The organism is Pseudomonas sp. NPDC087029, assembly GCF_044745345.1.
GTDB classification, from domain to species: domain Bacteria; phylum Pseudomonadota; class Gammaproteobacteria; order Pseudomonadales; family Pseudomonadaceae; genus Aquipseudomonas; species Aquipseudomonas faucium.
Map to the genome: position 1 here is coordinate 1 of NZ_JBIVAB010000007.1, position 13,861 is coordinate 13,861.

Below are 13,861 nucleotides of genomic sequence, written 5' to 3' on the forward strand. Positions count from 1 at the left end.
GCCAAAGGCGGACAACCATGGCCTGACAGACCGTGGCACGTTGCAACAAATGTGGGAGCGGATTTATCCGCGATGCGCCGCGCGGGCGGCGCTCGGTCTCATGGGCGCCACAAATCGCTCGGCCTGCACCTCCTTGCTCAACCGCTCGGTGTCGCCCCACCAACACCCACCACACACTTTGCCCTGGCACCAGCACCACTCACCCGCCAAACCCCAACAAAATCAAGCCATTGAACCCGGCACAACTCCTGCAACAGGCCTTGCAAAGCCCAGTCCCCGCAGGAGCGCCCTTGAACAAACCCATCCTCCCCCTGATCCCGCTCTGCACCGCACTGGCCTTGCTCGGCTGCGAAAAACCCGAGCAACACACCGCGCAAAGCACCCAGCCCATCAGCGGCGGCACGCTGGTCTACGCCACCGACCGCGAGCCCACCTGCCTGGACCCGCACGTGGCCGGCGACATGCCTCAGGTGTTCGTCGCCCAGCAATACCTCGACTCGCTGGTGTCGATGGACAGCCACGGCCAGATCGGCCCGTGGCTGGCGACAAGCTGGGAGGTTTCGGCCGATGGCCTGCACTACACCTTCCACCTGCGCCGCGACGTGCACTTCACCGATGGCACGCCGTTCAACGCCGAGGCGGTGAAGGCCAACCTCGACCACATGGCCAACCCCAAGACCCAGTCCAGCACCGCCGGTGGCTACATCCGCCAATACCGCGGCACCGAGGTGCTGGACAACTACACCGCCCGGGTGACCCTGGCCACGCCCTACGCCGCCTTCCTCGAAGTGCTGGCCCAGGGTTTTCTCGGCATCCAGTCGCCCACCGCGCTCACCCGCAGCCGCGACGAAAACTGTGAAAGCCCGGTGGGCAGCGGGCCGTTCAAGGTGCTGCGCTGGGACCGGCAGAACCAGGTGGAGCTGGTGCGCAACCCAGACTACAACTGGGCGCCGCCCACCGCGCAGCACCAAGGGCCGGCTTACCTTGAGCGCATCGTCTGGAAGTTCATCCAGGAGCCGTCGGTGCGCTTCGCCTCGCTGCAGGCGGGGGAGGTGGACGTGATCGAGACGCTGCCGCCCGAGTCGCACGAGGCGGCGCGGCGCAACCCGGATGTCGACCTGATCATCGCCCAGCGCCCGGGCAACCCCACCAATGGCACCTTCAACCTGCGCCGCGCGCCGTTCGACGATATCCGCGTGCGCGAGGCGTTCGTGCGCAGCGCCGATGTCGAGGGCGCGCTCAAGAGCGTTTACTTCGGTGAGTTCCCCCGCGCCGGCGGGCCGCTCAGCGTGGCCACGCCGTTCTACAGCGGCGGCTTCGAGCACAGCCAGGACTACGACCCGGCCCGCGCCGCCAAGCTGCTCGACGACGCCGGCTGGACCGAGCGCGACAGCCAAGGCTACCGGACCAAACATGGCCAGCGCCTGCGCGCCGTGGTGCTGATCGGCGCGCGCACCGCGCCGTCGGAGCTGACCCTCTGGGAGCAGGTGCAGGCCACCACGCGCCAGGCCGGCCTGGAACTGGTGCTCGACCAGATGAGCGATGCCCAGGTCACCGCACGCCAGGCCGCCTGGGACTACGACATCCGCATCGGCTACTGGAACACCAATACCCCCGACGTGCTGCGCATCATCTTCACCACCGCCTTCGTGCAGCCGGCCGGGGTCGGCGGCTATCACCAGAATTCCTCCGGCTACGCCGACCCCGCGTTCGATGCGCTGCTCGACAGCGCCCTGGCCACCCAGGACCCGGACCTGCGCCGCCAGCGCTACTTGCAGGCCCAGCAACAGGCCGCCGCGCAGTACCTGCAACTCACCACCTACCCGCAAAGCACGCGCCTGGGCATCTACAAGACCGCCCACGGCGTGCGCCTGGAGCCTTCGCTGGCGGTGACCTACCTCTATGACGCATGGGTGAACAAATGAGCACGACGACACTTGCGGTCACCGACCCACGCCGTGAACGCCTGGCCGCCCTGGGCCGGCGCGCTGCCATCCGCCTGGGCGGTGGCGTGCTGGTGCTGTGGGCGGTGGCGACCCTGACCTTTTTCGCCCTGCGCCTGATGCCGGGCGACCCGGTGCTGGCGATTCTCGGCGGCCCCAGCGGCAACCCCACGCCCGAGGCGATCGAGGCCGCACGCCAGGAATACGGCCTGGACAAGCCGCTGGCCGTGCAATACCTGCTCTATCTCTGGCGCCTGTTGCAGGGCGATCTCGGCGTGTCCTACTCGCAGCACTTGCCTGTCACCCGCGTGCTCGCCGAGCAGGGTGGGGCAACCCTGCAGCTGACGATCGCGGCGCTGGTGCTGGCCTGGTTGCTGGTGCTGCTGCTGACCGTGGTCACCGCCGGGCGCGGCAAGTGGGTCGGTGGCCTGGCGTCGCTGGCCGAAACCCTCAGCGCGGCCTTGCCGCATTTCTGGCTCGGCGTGGTGCTGCTGGCGGTGTTCGCCTTCGGCCTGCGCTGGTTCCCGCCGGCGGGCAGCGACAGCTTCGCCAGCCTGGTGCTGCCGGCCTTTTCGCTGGCGATTCCGCTGGCCGGGTTCATCGCCCAGGTCACCCGCGAATCGCTGGAACTGACTCTTGAGCAACCCTTCGTGCTCACGGCCCGCACCCGTGGCCTGAGCGACCTGGCCGTGCGCTTTCGCCATGCCCTGCGCCATGCCTTGCTGCCCGGCGTGTCGCTGTCGGGCTGGGCGATCGGCGCGCTGATCAGCGGCGCGGTGGTGTGCGAGGTGATCTTCTCGCGCAAGGGCGTGGGCCGGCAGCTGTACCAGGCCGTGCAGGCCCAGGACCTGCCGCTGGTGATCGGCATCAGCCTGGTGGTCGCCGCCGGCTACGTGCTGGCGAACATTCTGGTCGACCTGCTGTACCAGTGGATCGACCCTCGGCAACAGGAGGCCGCCGCATGACTGACCTGATCCTTGACCGCGCGTTGGCGCCGCAACGCCGGCAACGGCAGCTGAGGCTGCCACCGTTGAGCGCCAGCCTGGCCATCCTGTTCCTCTTCGCGCTGCTGCTGGCGGCGCTGGCGCCGGGGCTGTTCACCGCCATCGACCCGCTGGCCATCGTCCCGCGCGAAGCCTTCCAGCCGCCAAGCTGGGCGCATTGGCTGGGCACCGACCAATCGGGCCGCGACATCTTTGCGCGGATCATCCATGGCGCCCGGCAAAGCCTGCTGATCGGCGTGGCGGCCACGGCCATTTCAATGGCCATCGCCATCACCCTCGGCCTGCTCGGCGGCCTGGGCGGCGCCCGCCTGGACCGCGCCGTGGGCTGGTTGCTGGAAGTGCTGTTCGCCTTCCCCAGCCTGGTGCTGGCGCTGTTGTTCGTGGCGGTGTTCGGCAGCGGCGTCGGCCCGCTGATCGTCGCCACCGGGTTGGGCGGTGCGCCGGGGTATGCGCGCATGGTGCGTGGCCAGGTGCTGGCGGTGCGCAACGCCGGCTACATCGAAGCGGCGCGGGCGCTGGGCCACCCAACCTCGCGCATCGTCCTGCGCCAGCTGCTGCCCAACGCCATGCGGCCGCTGCTGGTGACGCTGACCATGGGCGTGGGCCAGGCCATCGTCTGGGCCTCGGCGCTGAGCTTCCTGGGCCTTGGCGCGCGGCCGCCGGCGCCGGAGTGGGGGACCATGCTGTCGATGGGCCGCGACTTCATCGCCAATGCCTGGTGGCTGACCTTCTTCCCCGGCCTGTTCATCGTCCTCACCACCCTGGCCACCACCGTGGCTGGCCGCTACATCCAACACCGCCTGGAGGGCCGCCTGCCATGAGTGACAAGACCTTGATCGTCGAGGGGCTGAACGTGGCCTTCGAGGGCCGCAGCGTGGTGCGTGACTTGTCCTTGGTGCTGGCACCGGGGCGCTGCGTGGCATTGGTTGGCGAGTCGGGTTCTGGCAAGAGCGTCAGCGCCCGCAGCCTGGTCGGCCTGGCCGGTGCGCGGGCGCAGGTCAGTGCACGCAGGCTCCGCTTCGACGGCCACGACCTGCTTGGCCTGAGCGAACGCCAATGGCGTGCGGTACGCGGCAAGGACATCGGCTTCGTGCTGCAGGATGCGCTGGTGTCGCTGGACCCGCTGCGGCCGGTGGGCAAGGAAATTCTCGAAGTGCTGCAGGCCCATCGATATGGCGACCGCCACGCTCGCGCCGCGCGGGTGCACGAATTGCTGGCGCGGGTCGGCGTGCCGGATGTCGAGCTGCGTGCGCGCCAGCGCCCGGGGCAACTGTCCGGTGGCCTGCGGCAGCGGGCGTTGATTGCCAGTGCCCTGGCGCTGGACCCTGCGCTGGTGATCGCCGATGAACCCACCACGGCGCTGGATGCCACGGTGCAGGCGCAGATTCTCGAAGTGTTCCAGCAGATCAAGGCCCGTGGCGCCTCGTTGCTGATCATCAGCCATGACCTGGCGGTGGTCGCGCAGCTGGCCGACGAGGTGGTGGTGCTGCGCCATGGCGAAGTGGTGGAGCAGGGGCCGATGCAGCAGGTGCTGCGCCAGCCCCGCCACCCCTACACCCAGGCGCTGCTGGCGGCGGTGCCGGCCGAGCATCCGCGTGGCAGCCGGCTGTCGCCGGAACGTGCGGGGGCAAGGCGTGAGCCGAGGCCAGCGTTCAAGAGCGACGTGCTGCTCGAAGGCCGTGGCCTGGGCAAGCGCTACCTCGGCCCGGACGGGCTGTTGCGCCAGGTGGTGCAGGGCGTCGACTTCACCCTGCGTGCCGGGCGCACCCTGGGCATCGTCGGCGAGTCTGGCTCGGGCAAGACCACCGTGGCGCGCATCGCCCTGGGCCTGCTGCAGCCCGACCAGGGCGAAGTGCTGTACCGCGGCCAACCCTGGAACCGCCCGGCCAACGCCGTGAGCGAGGCCGCGCGCAGGCCGCTGCGCCGCGAGATCAGCGTGATCTACCAGGACCCGCTGGGCTCGTTCGACCCGCGCTGGAGCGTGGCGCAGATCCTCGACGACGCTTTGCAGGTGGCTGGTATCGAGGCAGCGGCAAGGCCTGCGCGCATTGCCGTGCTGCTCGGCCAGGTGCGCCTGCCGGCCGAGCTGGGCCAGCGCCGGCCGTTGCAGCTTTCCGGCGGGCAGCGCCAGCGGGTGGCGATCGCCCGGGCGATTGCCAGCGAGCCGAAGCTGATCATCTGCGATGAACCGGTGTCGGCGCTGGATGTGTCGGTGCAGGCGCAGGTGCTCGACCTGCTGGCTGACCTGCAGGAGGAGCTGGGCCTGGCCTACCTGTTCATTTCCCATGACCTGGGGGTGATTCGCCATGTCAGTGACGACGTGCTGGTGATGCGCCATGGCCAGGTGGTGGAGCAGGCGCCGGTGGAGCAGTTGTTCGAGCGGCCGGCGCATGAGTACACCCAGCGGTTGCTCGGTGCGGTGCCGCGCTTGCCTGGCAGCGGCGCCGAACTGGTGGTGCCGCCGCTGGATTTGGCGCACGAGGCGTTTGACCTGTTTGACGAATCGCGGCTCTGGAAGATCGCCATCTAGCTTGAAGTTGCTGGGGGCGCTTTGCGCCCCTTTCGCGACACAAGGCCGCTCCTACAAGGGGCAACGCGGTTGTCTGTAGGAGCGGCCTTGTGTCGCGAAAGGGCTGCGCAGCAGCCCCAGCAATAGTGAATACAACCCCAAAAGGACTGACCCATGACCACTTTCCAACGCTTCCCCAGCCAACCCCCCGCCACCAGCATCGCAGCGCTCAAAGCCCGCATCCTGCCCCTGCTCCCCGCCATCGGCGAAGGCGCCGCCCAGCGCGAACGTGACCGCCAGCTCCCCCACCAGGCCATCGCCCAGCTCGCCGCCGCCGGCCTCTACACCGTGCGCATCCCCACCCAGTACGGCGGCCCCGGTGGCAGCGTCGCGGACGTGATCGACCTGCTGCTGCACGTCGCGTCAGTCGACTCCAACGTCGCCCAGGCCCTGCGCCCCGGTTTCGCCTTCGTCGAAGGCCTGCTGGTGTCCAGGGCCGAAGGCGCCGAGCAGGAACGCGAGCGCTGGTTCGCCCGCTACCTGGACGGCGCGGTGATCGGCAACGCCGGCTGGGAACTGGGCGGCGCCAACGGCGCGATCGCCGCGCGCCTGGTGCGCGAGGGCGAGCACTTTCGCGCCAACGGCAGCAAGTTCTACAGCACCGGCGCGCTGTTCGCCGACTACGTCAGCGCCGTGGCCCTGGACGAGCACGAGCAGCCGGTGTCGTTCATCCTGCCGCGCGACCGCGAAGGCCTGGAGCTGGTCGACGACTTCGACGCCATGGGCCAGCGCCTGACCGCCAGCGGCACCACGCACCTGCGCAATGTGCGGGTCGAGGCCGGCGACATTCGCACGCGCACCGTGGAGGAGGGCAAGCGCACCCTCGTCACGCCCTTCCTGCAGCTGTTCCTCGGCACGGTGCTGGCCGGCATTGCCCGCAACGCGCTGAACGACGCCGTGCGCTTTGCCCGCGAACACGCCCGGCCGATCAAGCACAGCAGCGCCAGCCGCTCGGTGGACGACCCTTACGTGGAGCTGTCGGTGGGCGATATCGCTGCCCGTGCCTACGGCGCGCAAGCCCTGGTGCTCAAGGCTGCCGCGAGCATCGACAAGGCCTGGGCGGCGAACCTGGACGAGGCGGCCGTGGAGCAGGCCGCCATCGAGGTGGCGCAAGCCCAGTACCTGGTTGCGGAGCTGGCGCTCAAGGCGGCCGAGACGCTGTTCGACGTGGGCGGCGCGTCCACCACCGGGCGCCAGCACAACCTCGACCGCCACTGGCGCAACGCCCGCACCGTGGCCAACCACAACCCGCGCCAGTGGAAGGCGGCGGTGGTCGGCGCCTGGCAGCTCAAGGGCACCCAGCCGCCTGTGTCGGGGCTGTTTTGACCGCCCAGCCGGCGTTGCTCGCCGGCCATCTGCAAAGCCCCAGGGTGCCGGTGATCATCGGCGCCGCGCTGTTCATGGAGCTGCTCGACAGCACGGCGGTGATGACCGCCTTGCCGCAGATGGCCGCCGACTTTGGCGAGCCGGGCCTGCGCATGAACCTGGTGGTGTCGCTGTACATGCTGGCCCTGGCGCTGTGCGTGCCGGTCAGCGGCTGGGCCGCCGAGCGCTTTCGCCCGCGCCAGGTGATGCTTGTGGCGATGGGCCTGTTCACCGCTGCCTCGCTGGCCTGCGCGCTGGCCGACACGCTGTGGCAGCTGTGCCTGGGGCGCATGCTGCAGGGCGCGGCCGGGGCGCTGATGACGCCGGTGGGGCAGGTGATCATCCTGCGTTGGTCGAGCCGCGAGCAGTTGCTGCAGGCCATGTCCTGGCTGGCCTTGCCGGCGCTGGTGGGGCCGCTGCTCGGGCCGCTGCTGGGCGGTTTGCTGGTGACGGTGCTGTCGTGGCACTGGATTTTTCTGGTCAACCTGCCGATCTGCCTGGTCGGCTGCTGGCTGATCGTGCGCCATGTGCCGGACTACCCGGCACGCCCGGTGCCGCGCCTGGACGTACGCGGGCTGCTGCTCAGCGGCGGGGCGTTGGCCATGCTGGTGTTCGGCCTGGAGTCGCTGGGGCTTGGCCAGTTGCCCAAGGCCTGGGCGCTGGCGCTGGTCGGCGGTGGCGTGCTGTGTGCCTTGGGCTACTTGCTGCATGCGCGCCAGCACCCCAACCCCTTGGTCGACTTGTCGTTGCTGCGCCTGCGCAGCTTCGGCGTGGCCCAGGCGGGGGGCGGGCTGTTTCGCCTGGGCTCGGCGGCGCAGCCCTTTCTGATCGTGCTGCTGTTGCAGAACTGCCTGGGCATGAGCCCGCTGGCGGCCGGTTGGCTGGTGGTCAGCGGTGGTGTCGGTGCGTTGCTGATGAAGTTGCTGGCCGTGCCGCTGGTGCGCCGCTATGGCTACCGGCGGGTACTGAGCGCCAATGCCGTACTCAGTGGCGCGGGCATCGCGTTGTGCGCCGCTTTCGATCGGGACACGGCGGTGTGGCTGATGGCGTTGGTGCTGTTCGCGGCGGGGCTGGTGCGCTCGCTGCAGTTTTCCACCCTGGGTGCGGCCAGCTATCAGGATGTGCCGGGCGAGCGCTCGGCGGCGGCCAGTTCGTTGTCGGCGATGTCGGTGCAGTTGACCATGGCCTTGTCGGTCAGCCTGGCTGGCGTGCTGCTGGGTGTACTGGCCGGGCTGGAGGGGCGCAGCGAAACGTCGGTGGCGGACATCGCCACGGTGATGCTGGTGTGCGCTGCGCTGTGCGGGTTGTCGGCGGGGGTGTTCCGCCGGTTGGCGAGCTGATGGTATCCGCGGGGCTGGCGCAAACGGTTCTGACTGATGTCCCGACGCAGGGCGAACTTGAGTTCGGGTCAGTTAAAAATGCTTGCGGCCTCTTCGCGGGGCAAGCCCGCGAAGAGGCCGATGCAGACGCTGCAAACCTCAGATCGACAACCGCACCACCCGAGCATCGAGCACCTGCTCTTCCTGCACCCGCCGCTTGTTCACCACCAACTCGCCAATCGCAATCAGCCGGGTGCGGGTGACGTTGCGCGAAAGCCCGAGCAACTGCGCGGTATGCACCTGGTTGTAATGGCAGAAGTGATACGCCGAACGCAGCAACGCATTCTCGACCTTCTCGTACAAATCCCCCGGCTGCTCCTCGTACAACCGGCTGAACGCCTGCAACAGCAGGTCGTCCACGCCATTGCTCGTCGGCTCTTCCTCCTGGCGCTCCAGGCGCAGGTTGGACAAGCGCAGATCCTGCGCCTGCACCAAGCCGTCGCCGCAGGTCAGCAGGCTGTGGTGGATCACGTTCTCCAGCTCGCGAATGTTGCCCGGCCAGCTGTACTCGACCAGCTTGGCCTGGGCCTTGGGGCTCAGCTCCACCGGGCCGTAGTTCAGCCGCTCGCTGTAGCTGCGGATGAAGTGCCGGGCCAGCGGCAGGATATCGCCCGGCCGGTCGCGCAGCGGGTGCAGCTGCAGGGTCACCACGTTCAGCCGGTAGTACAGGTCTTCGCGAAAATGCCCGGCATTGATGGCCTTCTCCAACTGCACGTTGGTCGCCGCCAGCACCCGCACATTGATCGGGATGCTCTTGCGCGAGCCGAGGCGCACCACCTCGCGCTCCTGCAGCACGCGCAGCAGCTTGACCTGGATCGGCAGCGGCAGGTCACCGATCTCGTCGAGAAACAGCGTGCCGCCGTTGGCTTCCTCGAACCAGCCGGCCTTGGCCGCCAGGGCGCCGGTGAAGGCGCCTTTTTCATGGCCGAACAGCTCGGCCTCCACCAGCGACTCGGAGAACGCGCCGCAGTTGACCGCCACGAACGGGCCGTTGCGCCGGCCGCTGAGGTTGTGGATGTGGCGTGCGACCAGCTCCTTGCCCGTGCCGGTTTCGCCGATGATCAGGACGCTGGCCTCGCTGGGGGCGACCTGTTGCAGGTGGGCGAGCAGCGCCTGCGATTTAGGGTCTTCGAAGACCTGTGCGGTCGCCCTGATCGAGGTAGCCAGTTGCGGGGACGGGGGGAGGGTCAGCAGTTGCATGGGCGATCCTTAGGAATAGAAGGATGGGGCAGGGCGCTTGCCGCTGAGGGCCCACTCGCCGAGCTCGTGGATGCGGTAGTCCACGGGGTCGTGCAGGGTTTGCGTTCTCAGGTTGCGCCAATGGCGGTCGAAGCGCAGCGAAGCATGGGTGGCGCGGGCGCCGGTGACTTCGAACAGGCGGTTGCAGATGTCCAGGCCGTGGCGCGTGGCCGCGACCTTGGCGGTGCCGATGGCCAGGGCCAGGTCGCCGCGCTCTTCGGCGCTGAGCGCATGTTCCTTGGCCCAGGCCCGGTCCAGTTGCGCGGCAGCCCGTTCGATCAGCAGGCGCATGCTTTCCAGGCCCACCCAGAACTCGCCGTAATGGCGCAGCACGTAGAGGTCGTCGGCGCTGCTGGTGGCGCCTGAACGGAACCACGGCCGGCTTTCCTTGAGGGTGTAGTGGCGCGCCTCGTCGAAGGCGCCCTCGGCGATGCCGAGGAACAGGTTGGCGAAATGCAGCTGGGCGATCAGTGGCCGCAGGGCGGCGAATGGCGTGCTCAGCGGGCCGGGGTCGAGCAGCAGTTCGCCCAGCTCGACCCGCACCCGCTCGAAGGTGGCGCTGCCACTGTCGGTCTGGCGCTGGCCGATGTTGTTCCAGTCGTTGTGCAGGGTGATGCCGGTGCGGGCTGTGGGGATCGCGGCGATCAGCAGCTTGCCGCCGGCGCGTTCGTCCACGGCCGAGGCAATCAGCATTTCCGAGTCGCTGGCGCCGGAGCAGAAGCTCTTCTTGCCGGAGAACTCGCACCAGCCATCGAAGTGCTTGACCACCGTGCGGGTGTCCAGCGGGTTGAGTGCGTTGCCCCAGAACCAGTGCTTGCGCGCGGTCTGTTCGAACCACGGCTGCCACTGTTCGGGGCGCGAAAACAGGCGCACGGTGGCCAGCATCAGGTGATGAAAGCCGAACACGTGGGCCAGGGAGCTGTCGACGCGGGCGAACTCGCGCACCACCTCGAAGGTTTGCTGCCAGCTGGCGCCCTGGCCGCCGAAGGCCTGGGGGATGGCCAGCGACAGCAGGCCGCTGGCGCGCAGCGCATCGCGCTCGGCCTTGGGCGTGCCGCCGCGCTCGTCACGCTCGACGGCGCTCTGGGCGAACTGCCCGGCCAGTTCGCGGGCAATCACCAGGGCGGGGCGCTGGGCGGGGGTTACCGGTGCATTCATGGCCGCTCCTCAGGCGCTCTTGCGCAGCGCATGGTGGGCGCCGAACAGCGGCACGGCGCGCTCGGCGGCGAGGCGGATACGGGCGTTGAGGGCGTCACTGGACACCTGGTAGTCGGCCAGCTCCGCCTGGCTTGCGTACACGCCGATCGGCAGGGTCAGGGCCTGCAGGAAGCTGAACAGCGGGCGCAGCTGGTGGTCGAGCACCAGCGCATGGCGTTCGCTGCCGCCGGTGGCGGCCAGCAGCACCGGGGTATCGACCAGGGCGTCCTGGCCGATCAGGTCGAACAGGTGCTTGAAGTGGCCGGGGAAGCTGCCGCGGTAGACCGGCGAGGCGACCACCAGCAGGTCGGCCTTTTCCACCAGGCGCAGCTGCTGCTCCACCTGCTCGGGCAGTTCGCTGCGCCACAGGGCGGCGCCCAGGGGGCGGGCGATGTCGCCCAGCTCGATCAGGTGCGGCTTGATGTGCAGGTGCTGGCCGAGTTCGGCGAGGATGGCCTCGGTCAGGGACAGGGTACGCGAAGGGCGGGTGGTGCCGCCGGACAGGGCAACGACGTTGAGGGGGGCGCTCATGGCAGGTCTCCGGTTGTTATAAGCGGGACTTTGCTTGAGCAATCGTCGTGCCGGGTTTGAATTTTGTTATGAATCAACAGGTTGCGTGCCATTGGTGGCGGCGACCGGTGTTGCCTTGTGGGCGTTGGTTGTTGATTCGGTGTTGCGCTGCAGACAGTTGGCCGGGTGTTGGCGGCTGTACAGTTGGGAAAGTTATAGAGGAGTTCAGAGCAAATAAAAAAGAATAAGAATTCATATTCTTAGATCTTTATTTGATTTCTGGCCCTTCGCGGATAAATCCGCTCCTACGGTCTTGTGTAGGAGCGGATTTATCCGCGAAGGGCCGGTGCAGGCAAAAAAAAAGCCCGCTGACCGAGCGGGCTGAAGGCACAACGCTTGCGTGATTCAGTGGCCAAGCCCGTCGCCGATGACGATCCCCTTGGCCTGCATCGCTTCGATCAACCCGGCCCGCACGTGGGGCAGGTTGAGCATGCTGGTATGGCGCACCCGCTGCACTTCCTCACCGCTGTAAGGCTGCCATTGCTCGGGGGTGCTGGCGCCCGCCATGCCACCCTCGGCCAGCAGCCAGTTGAGCAAATCGGCAATCTGCTGATCGTTGAGCGCCGACTGGGAGATCCCCGGCACCCGCACCAGAAACTCCCGGCCCCCGGGCACGCGCAGGAAGTTGCCGACAAAGCCCTGCATGCGCGGTGTGTCGTTGGCCGCCGAGCCCTCGCCATGGTCGCGGTGGCAACCGGCGCACTGCAGCTGGTAGTTCACCGGCGTCGAGTACCCGGCCTGGGCGATCGGTACCGGGGGCACCTCGTTGCCCGGCGCCGGGCGCTGGTTGGGGTTGGGCAAGGTCCTGGCCTGGGCCAGCGGCGCCAGCAGGCACAGCAGCAGGAGCGCCGTCACACCCTTCATGGCGCTACACCGCCACGCCGCGGATGATGGTGACGGTGCAGTTGTAGATCTTCGACTCGGCCCCCAGGCACCAGTTGATGTCGTTGTTGTTGAACGGCCGGTACAGCGGCTGTTCGTCGTCGTTGCGCGAGCAGGCGCACTGGCCGCAGGCGTGTTTACCGCAGCAGTCGTTGTACGAAATGATGTAGTTCTTGCCATCGGCCGGGTTGCGGCAGGTGCCGATCCAGGTCACCAGCGAGGCGTCGGTGCCCGGTGGGCACGAGGTGATCGAGCCGCCGCAGCACGAGCAGAGGAAGCCGTCGATCGAGCAGTTGCGCCAGTAGTCGCAGCTGGTCGGGTCGCCCGGGTCGCCCATCTTCGGCTCATCGGCGGCCAGTGCCTTGGCGGTGCGGTCGATCGGCAGCAGCACCGGCAGCGCGGCGCCGGCCACGATCAGCGAGCCGAGGCGGGCCAGCACCTTGCGCCGCGAGGTGGTGTCGGCGACGTGGCGGCTGGAGCGTTCAAACAGTTTGTCGAGAAAACTCATGGTGTGCTCCGCGATCAGTGCTGCGCGCTGTGGGGGTGGGCGTGGTCATGGCCGTGGTCGTGCTGGTGCTCGCCGTGCAGGTAGTGCTGCAGGCTGGCGCTGCCCAGGTGCACGGTTTCGAACAGGCTGTCGAGGTGTTCGCGGGAGTTGACCAGGCCCTTGGCGCGCAAGGTGCCGGCCGGGTCGATGAGCACGGCATAAGGCAGCTTGCCGATCTGGTAGGTCATGCCGATTTGGGGGCCGACCACATAAGTGGCCTGCTGCAGGCCGTTGGCCTCGATCAGCGCCTGCTGCTCGGCGAAATCGCCGTCGCTGACGTAGATCACGTCCAGCTCGCCGCTGTTGTCCCTGGCGATCGACTTCACCGCCGGCAGCAGCGACTTGCACACCGGGCAGCCGGGGGCGAGGAAGAACAGCAGCTGCGAGCGCTCGGTGCGGTAGCCGATGTTCACCGGGCGGCCGTGGCGGTCGGCGGCGGTCACTTGTGGGGCCGGGTCGTTGACGGTGACGCCCTTGTCCACCATCAAGGCGCCTGCCGGGGCGATGCGCCCGTGCAGCACGCCAATCTGGCGCACCAGGGCCATGACCGTGAAGGCCACGGCGATCAGCAGCAGCCAGAGCAGGATGTTCGATGCGATGAGCAGTTGCATGGGGTTATCTCCCAGTCAATTTGGCAAGACGCGGCTGGTTGGCCAACAGGCCATCCACCGCTACATGAATCAGCAGCGCCACGGCACCGGCCGCGATCACCACGAAGATATCCAGCGCGCCCAGGGCGCGGTCGGCCATGGGCCAGGCCGCAAGGCCCGCGAGCAGGGCAATCGCCAGGTTGCGCAGCAGCAGCACCGGGCGCAGCGGTTGCGCGGCGCCGGGGCCGGAGCAGCCACAGTCGATGTCGCGGCGCCCGCGCCACAGGTTGAGGCCGATGGCGCTGGCGTAAAGCGCCATCAGCAGCACCACGCCAAGCGCCGCCAGGCTGCGCGTGGCGGGCAGCAGCAAGGCCAGCGCCAGGGCCAGTTCGGCCAGCGCCAGGCTGGCCGTGGCGCCGGGCACCAGCGCATTGGGCAGCACCTGGTAGGCGCGCACGATGGCGTTGAAGGCGCGCCAGTCACGCAACTTGTGGCTGGCCGCGCTGGCCAGCAGGGCGGCCAGTGCGGTACTGGCGGCAATCACCAGGACAGGGTCGAGCATGGTCGGTTCTCCTG

Annotated in this window: 13 protein-coding genes; 6 read left to right on the plus strand and 7 right to left on the minus strand. The window is 68.4% G+C overall.

Annotated elements, in window-relative coordinates; translation table 11 throughout:
* The first annotated feature begins 290 nt into the window (after nucleotides 1-290).
* The 6 genes from ACIPG5_RS13655 to ACIPG5_RS13680 all read left to right on the plus strand — a co-directional run bounded on the left by ACIPG5_RS13655 (nucleotide 291) and on the right by ACIPG5_RS13680 (nucleotide 8,221).
* The gene (locus ACIPG5_RS13655) at nucleotides 291-1,925 is read left to right on the plus strand and encodes an ABC transporter substrate-binding protein (protein ID WP_401375585.1); all 1,635 of its coding nucleotides are present in this window, start codon (nucleotides 291-293) and stop codon (nucleotides 1,923-1,925) included.
* Nucleotides 1,922-2,908: an ABC transporter permease gene (locus tag ACIPG5_RS13660; RefSeq protein WP_401375587.1), complete on the plus strand. Its 987-nt coding sequence runs from the start codon at nucleotides 1,922-1,924 to the stop codon at nucleotides 2,906-2,908. The genes ACIPG5_RS13655 and ACIPG5_RS13660 overlap by 4 nt, the downstream gene beginning before the upstream one ends.
* The gene (locus ACIPG5_RS13665) at nucleotides 2,905-3,768 is read left to right on the plus strand and encodes an ABC transporter permease (RefSeq protein ID WP_401375590.1); all 864 of its coding nucleotides are present in this window, start codon (nucleotides 2,905-2,907) and stop codon (nucleotides 3,766-3,768) included. Before ACIPG5_RS13660 ends, ACIPG5_RS13665 begins: the two co-directional genes overlap by 4 nt.
* On the plus strand, nucleotides 3,765-5,477 hold the full coding sequence (locus ACIPG5_RS13670; protein WP_401375593.1) for a dipeptide ABC transporter ATP-binding protein: 1,713 nt from the start codon (nucleotides 3,765-3,767) through the stop codon (nucleotides 5,475-5,477). The genes ACIPG5_RS13665 and ACIPG5_RS13670 overlap by 4 nt, the downstream gene beginning before the upstream one ends.
* A 153-nt stretch (nucleotides 5,478-5,630) precedes the next feature.
* Nucleotides 5,631-6,842: an acyl-CoA dehydrogenase family protein gene (locus ACIPG5_RS13675; RefSeq protein WP_401375596.1), complete on the plus strand. Its 1,212-nt coding sequence runs from the start codon at nucleotides 5,631-5,633 to the stop codon at nucleotides 6,840-6,842.
* Entirely contained in the window at nucleotides 6,839-8,221 is a 1,383-nt protein-coding gene (locus ACIPG5_RS13680; protein WP_401375598.1) for an MFS transporter, read from the plus strand. The genes ACIPG5_RS13675 and ACIPG5_RS13680 overlap by 4 nt, the downstream gene beginning before the upstream one ends.
* A gap of 138 nt (nucleotides 8,222-8,359) precedes the next feature.
* Here the strand turns inward: ACIPG5_RS13680 and sfnR are convergent, their stop codons facing one another.
* The 7 genes from sfnR to ACIPG5_RS13715 all read right to left on the minus strand — a co-directional run bounded on the left by sfnR (nucleotide 8,360) and on the right by ACIPG5_RS13715 (nucleotide 13,847).
* Entirely contained in the window at nucleotides 8,360-9,460 is a 1,101-nt protein-coding gene (gene sfnR / locus ACIPG5_RS13685; RefSeq protein ID WP_236238272.1) for a sigma54-dependent transcriptional activator SfnR, read from the minus strand.
* 9 nt (nucleotides 9,461-9,469) lie between these two features.
* Nucleotides 9,470-10,657, minus strand: coding sequence for an acyl-CoA dehydrogenase family protein (locus tag ACIPG5_RS13690; protein ID WP_401375601.1), 1,188 nt, complete (start codon nucleotides 10,655-10,657; stop codon nucleotides 9,470-9,472).
* A 9-nt stretch (nucleotides 10,658-10,666) separates the two neighbouring features.
* Nucleotides 10,667-11,227, minus strand: coding sequence for an FMN reductase (gene msuE / locus ACIPG5_RS13695; protein WP_401375604.1), 561 nt, complete (start codon nucleotides 11,225-11,227; stop codon nucleotides 10,667-10,669).
* Between the two features lie 384 nt (nucleotides 11,228-11,611).
* Nucleotides 11,612-12,130, minus strand: coding sequence for a cytochrome C (locus ACIPG5_RS13700; RefSeq protein WP_286915036.1), 519 nt, complete (start codon nucleotides 12,128-12,130; stop codon nucleotides 11,612-11,614).
* 4 nt (nucleotides 12,131-12,134) lie between these two features.
* Nucleotides 12,135-12,656, minus strand: a complete 522-nt coding sequence (locus ACIPG5_RS13705) for a methylamine dehydrogenase light chain (protein ID WP_016392015.1) — start codon at nucleotides 12,654-12,656, stop codon at nucleotides 12,135-12,137.
* A 14-nt stretch (nucleotides 12,657-12,670) separates the two neighbouring features.
* Complete coding sequence (gene mauD, locus ACIPG5_RS13710; protein ID WP_401375607.1) at nucleotides 12,671-13,306, minus strand: methylamine dehydrogenase accessory protein MauD; 636 nt, start codon at nucleotides 13,304-13,306, stop codon at nucleotides 12,671-12,673.
* Nucleotides 13,307-13,310: 4 nt separating this feature from the next.
* Nucleotides 13,311-13,847, minus strand: a complete 537-nt coding sequence (locus tag ACIPG5_RS13715) for a MauE/DoxX family redox-associated membrane protein (RefSeq protein ID WP_236238267.1) — start codon at nucleotides 13,845-13,847, stop codon at nucleotides 13,311-13,313.
* Nucleotides 13,848-13,861 lie beyond the last annotated feature (14 nt).

Bases quoted from the DNA above. Each gene is read 5' to 3' on its own strand.
- ACIPG5_RS13660 (WP_401375587.1), top strand. From the start codon at position 1,922: ATGAGCACGACGACACTTGCGGTCACCGACCCACGCCGTGAACGCCTG.
- ACIPG5_RS13690 (WP_401375601.1), bottom strand. From the start codon at position 10,657: ATGAATGCACCGGTAACCCCCGCCCAGCGCCCCGCCCTGGTGATTGCC.
- ACIPG5_RS13670 (WP_401375593.1), top strand. From the start codon at position 3,765: ATGAGTGACAAGACCTTGATCGTCGAGGGGCTGAACGTGGCCTTCGAG.
- ACIPG5_RS13715 (WP_236238267.1), bottom strand. From the start codon at position 13,847: ATGCTCGACCCTGTCCTGGTGATTGCCGCCAGTACCGCACTGGCCGCC.
- mauD (WP_401375607.1), bottom strand. From the start codon at position 13,306: ATGCAACTGCTCATCGCATCGAACATCCTGCTCTGGCTGCTGCTGATC.
- ACIPG5_RS13675 (WP_401375596.1), top strand. From the start codon at position 5,631: ATGACCACTTTCCAACGCTTCCCCAGCCAACCCCCCGCCACCAGCATC.
- sfnR (WP_236238272.1), bottom strand. From the start codon at position 9,460: ATGCAACTGCTGACCCTCCCCCCGTCCCCGCAACTGGCTACCTCGATC.
- ACIPG5_RS13700 (WP_286915036.1), bottom strand. From the start codon at position 12,130: ATGAAGGGTGTGACGGCGCTCCTGCTGCTGTGCCTGCTGGCGCCGCTG.
- ACIPG5_RS13665 (WP_401375590.1), top strand. From the start codon at position 2,905: ATGACTGACCTGATCCTTGACCGCGCGTTGGCGCCGCAACGCCGGCAA.
- ACIPG5_RS13705 (WP_016392015.1), bottom strand. From the start codon at position 12,656: ATGAGTTTTCTCGACAAACTGTTTGAACGCTCCAGCCGCCACGTCGCC.
- msuE (WP_401375604.1), bottom strand. From the start codon at position 11,227: ATGAGCGCCCCCCTCAACGTCGTTGCCCTGTCCGGCGGCACCACCCGC.